Source organism: Pseudomonas songnenensis (assembly GCF_003696315.1).
GTDB classification, from domain to species: domain Bacteria; phylum Pseudomonadota; class Gammaproteobacteria; order Pseudomonadales; family Pseudomonadaceae; genus Stutzerimonas; species Stutzerimonas songnenensis.
In genome coordinates, this window is sequence record NZ_RFFN01000016.1 from 1 (window position 1) to 3,018 (window position 3,018).

The following is a 3,018-nucleotide window of genomic DNA, read 5'->3' on the forward strand; positions in this document are numbered from 1 at the left end:
ACGTGCGGTTTGTTACGTTCGAACTTTTCTTTAGCCATCGAGACCGTCTCCCATCGTTGAATTGAGCTAGTCACGCCACCATTAAAACAAAGGCAGATATTCACATATCTGCCTTTGATGTTTGGAGCTCATGAGCGGATTTGAACCGCTGACCTCACCCTTACCAAGGGTGTGCTCTACCAACTGAGCTACATGAGCGAAGCATATTTCGTAACCATCGAAGCTGGAGCGGGTAGCGGGAATCGAACCCGCATCATCAGCTTGGAAGGCTGAGGTTCTACCACTAAACTATACCCGCGAACGCCGAAGCTTACGCTTGAATCTGGTGGAGGGGGAAGGATTCGAACCTTCGAAGTCTATGACGTCAGATTTACAGTCTGATCCCTTTGGCCGCTCGGGAACCCCTCCAAAGTGAGGCGGCATTTTCATCGCCTGCCACCCTACTGTCAAGCTTTTTCTCATATAAATCTTGAGCTTAGCTACGCTGACAGCTGCTTCGCCGGGTAACAATACAACCCCCACAGCGAAGCGGGCGCCATTCTATGCAAACTACTCGGAAGATGCAACGCCTGCACAGGGCATTTGCCGATGCTGCAATGCCGGCATATCCCTCTTAAGAGCCTCCAGGATCTCACTATCCAGTTGATGCCGACTAGCAGCAGCAATCCGCACCCAATATTTGCTGTGCATCCTCGGCAACTCTCTGACCAAGGCCGAGTAATCGACCTCCCGCAAGCGTGCCACCACTCCTTCTGCTGAGTCTTTTCGAGAAAAGATGCCTAGGGAAATGCCGTTAGCCAGATCTCCCACAGTGATTATGTAGCTGTCCACATTTCGGCTTTGCAACTCGCGTAACTGTCGCAGTGACGCCTGTCTCGAGCCTAACGGCGGCAGGTATACCCAATAATCCACGCCGGCAGCCACATCTAGACGCTGCATGTCGGACTGAATATCCAGGCTCAACAGGCGCTGCTCCAGAGACTGCGCTTGTTGCTCCTCATCGAAGCCACCAAGGAACAAACAACCATTGCCCACCGGCTCAACTGGCGTTAACTGTGACTGCCTTCTCTCAGGACTAGCAGACTCGCTCAGCAGCGTGATGTTTTGCTGTGGGCGGCTGTACGTAGCGAGGGGGGTTACCTCTTTGATTCGTACCGGCGATTGATACTGTTGCTGCACCCAAAAGAAAACGTTCAACAGCACTAACAGTAAGAATATCCAACGCATCCAGACTTCGACCTTAACTTATGCCGCTAGGGGCAAGCGATCGCCAATCCCCGGAAAACCAGGTCTGGCACATATTGGACTCGCGCAATATCGGCGATCAGCGCTGCATCCCCACCCGTGGAGTAAATAGCGAAGTCCGCCCCTAGATAGGTGCTGGCTTGCTGAATCTGGGCACTGACAAAACTACGCAACATCAAGTGACACCCCCGCTCTACCGCCTCAACCGTGCTGCGGCCAGGGGCATACGTGGATCGCGCCGTCGCAGCATCCTCCATCGCATAACTGATACGCCGCGTATGGCTATGCAGCTGTTGCCGAAGCAGTGAAGCACCCGGACAGATATAACCACCCAGATGCGCTCCGTTGCCATCCACTAGATCAACGGTAATCGCCGTTCCAAGATCGAACACGAGCGCCGGACCCGGCTTCATCTGGAAGGCGCCAACAATGGCAAGCCAACGATCCAGGCCAAGACGCGAGTAATCAAAATACCCATTTGCCACGCCACCAAGCTGCGGCGAAGGTGCCGCCTGCTGTACGTCGATTTGGAAAGCACCGGACAGTCGAGAACACAACTCAGCCGTCTCAACGTCACTTCTCACGCTTACGAGACGCGCGCGGGTAATACTAGAGACACTCGAGCCAGCAAGCACATCTAGTAACTCCGCAATTGATACGGACGTTCCTTGCGCTACAACGTCGCCGCCGGCAGCTTGCAAAACGCGCCACTTGATCAGGCTGTTACCGCAGTCCAGCTCAAGAATCATCGGTCCAGCCTCAAGCTAAGCTCCCCACCATTGAACACACGCTCGTCCCCTTCGATCATGAGCCTCAGGCCGCCCTGATGATCAACCCCCACAACAACGCCCGAAAAGTCATGAGCTCCGGTACTAAGCGTACATTTTTGCCCCTGCCAGATATGACTGGCCTCCCATTCGTCCTTCAGCGAGGAAAACCCCAGGTTTGCATGCTGCTCTAAATAGCGCTTCAGCGCGGACGCCAAGGTGACCACCAGCGCGTTCCGATCAACCATACCGATATGCTCTTTCATTGACGTCCAACGCTGATCTATCCCCTCGGCATCGATCATATTCACGTTGATACCGATACCAACCACTACATGACATACGTCCGCCGGATCACCTGTCAGCTCCAGCAGGATCCCGGCGATCTTTCGGCCATCGACATATACGTCGTTTGGCCACTTCAAACCCACCTGCGGAACCCCAGCTAGACGCAGTGCATGCATGACCGCCAAGCCAACCGCTAGACTCATGCCGGAAAGCTGCCTTGCGCCTCCATGAACCTTGAACGCCAAGCTGCAGTAGAGATTTTGCCCAAAGGGACTAACCCAGCGACGCCCCCTCCTTCCCCTGCCCGAGGTCTGGGCCTCAGCCATCACCAAGAAGGGCGTCCGCTCTTGCTGCAATAGACGCAACGCCTCGGCATTAGTGGAGTCAATGGCGTCGAAGAGATGCAAAGTCCAACCGAGCCGCATCAGCTGTGGCGCTAGCTCTTCGCTGTTCAGCAGCGATAGCGGCTCTGCCAGGCGGTAGCCGCGACCTGGAACCTTGTACAGCAATAGAGATGTCTCCCCCTGCAGTCGCTGTAAATGCTTCCATACAGCGCTACGGCTTATGCCTAGGGCATCACCCAGTTCCTGACCAGAATGAAAACGGCCATCTTGGAGCAACTTCAACAGCCTATTCATGCCACCCCCTATAACGAGGCCCGAATAATAGCGATACCGCTTCCAAGCGCCTACTGTGTTTTCTTGAGCGCAAAAGCAAA

3 protein-coding genes and 3 tRNA genes are annotated in these 3,018 nt (G+C 54.6%); all 6 read right to left on the reverse strand.

What is annotated here, in order from left to right; genetic code table 11:
• Positions 1–122: 122 nt before the first annotated feature.
• Positions 123–198: transfer RNA gene (locus tag EA798_RS20420), tRNA-Thr, on the reverse strand.
• 26 nt (positions 199–224) lie between these two features.
• Positions 225–298 (reverse strand) — tRNA-Gly (locus EA798_RS20425).
• Between the two features lie 25 nt (positions 299–323).
• Positions 324–408, reverse strand: a tRNA-Tyr gene (locus tag EA798_RS20430).
• Positions 409–549: 141 nt separating this feature from the next.
• The gene (locus tag EA798_RS20435; RefSeq protein ID WP_122100115.1) at positions 550–1,227 is read right to left on the reverse strand and encodes an SPOR domain-containing protein; all 678 of its coding nucleotides are present in this window, start codon (positions 1,225–1,227) and stop codon (positions 550–552) included.
• Between the two features lie 26 nt (positions 1,228–1,253).
• Positions 1,254–1,994 carry a type III pantothenate kinase gene (locus EA798_RS20440; RefSeq protein ID WP_122100116.1) on the reverse strand — a complete coding sequence of 247 codons (741 nt, stop codon included), beginning with the start codon at positions 1,992–1,994 and terminating at the stop codon, positions 1,254–1,256.
• Positions 1,991–2,938, reverse strand: a complete 948-nt coding sequence (gene birA / locus EA798_RS20445) for a bifunctional biotin--[acetyl-CoA-carboxylase] ligase/biotin operon repressor BirA (protein ID WP_122100117.1) — start codon at positions 2,936–2,938, stop codon at positions 1,991–1,993. Before birA ends, EA798_RS20440 begins: the two co-directional genes overlap by 4 nt.
• Between the last annotated feature and the right edge of the window lie 80 nt (positions 2,939–3,018).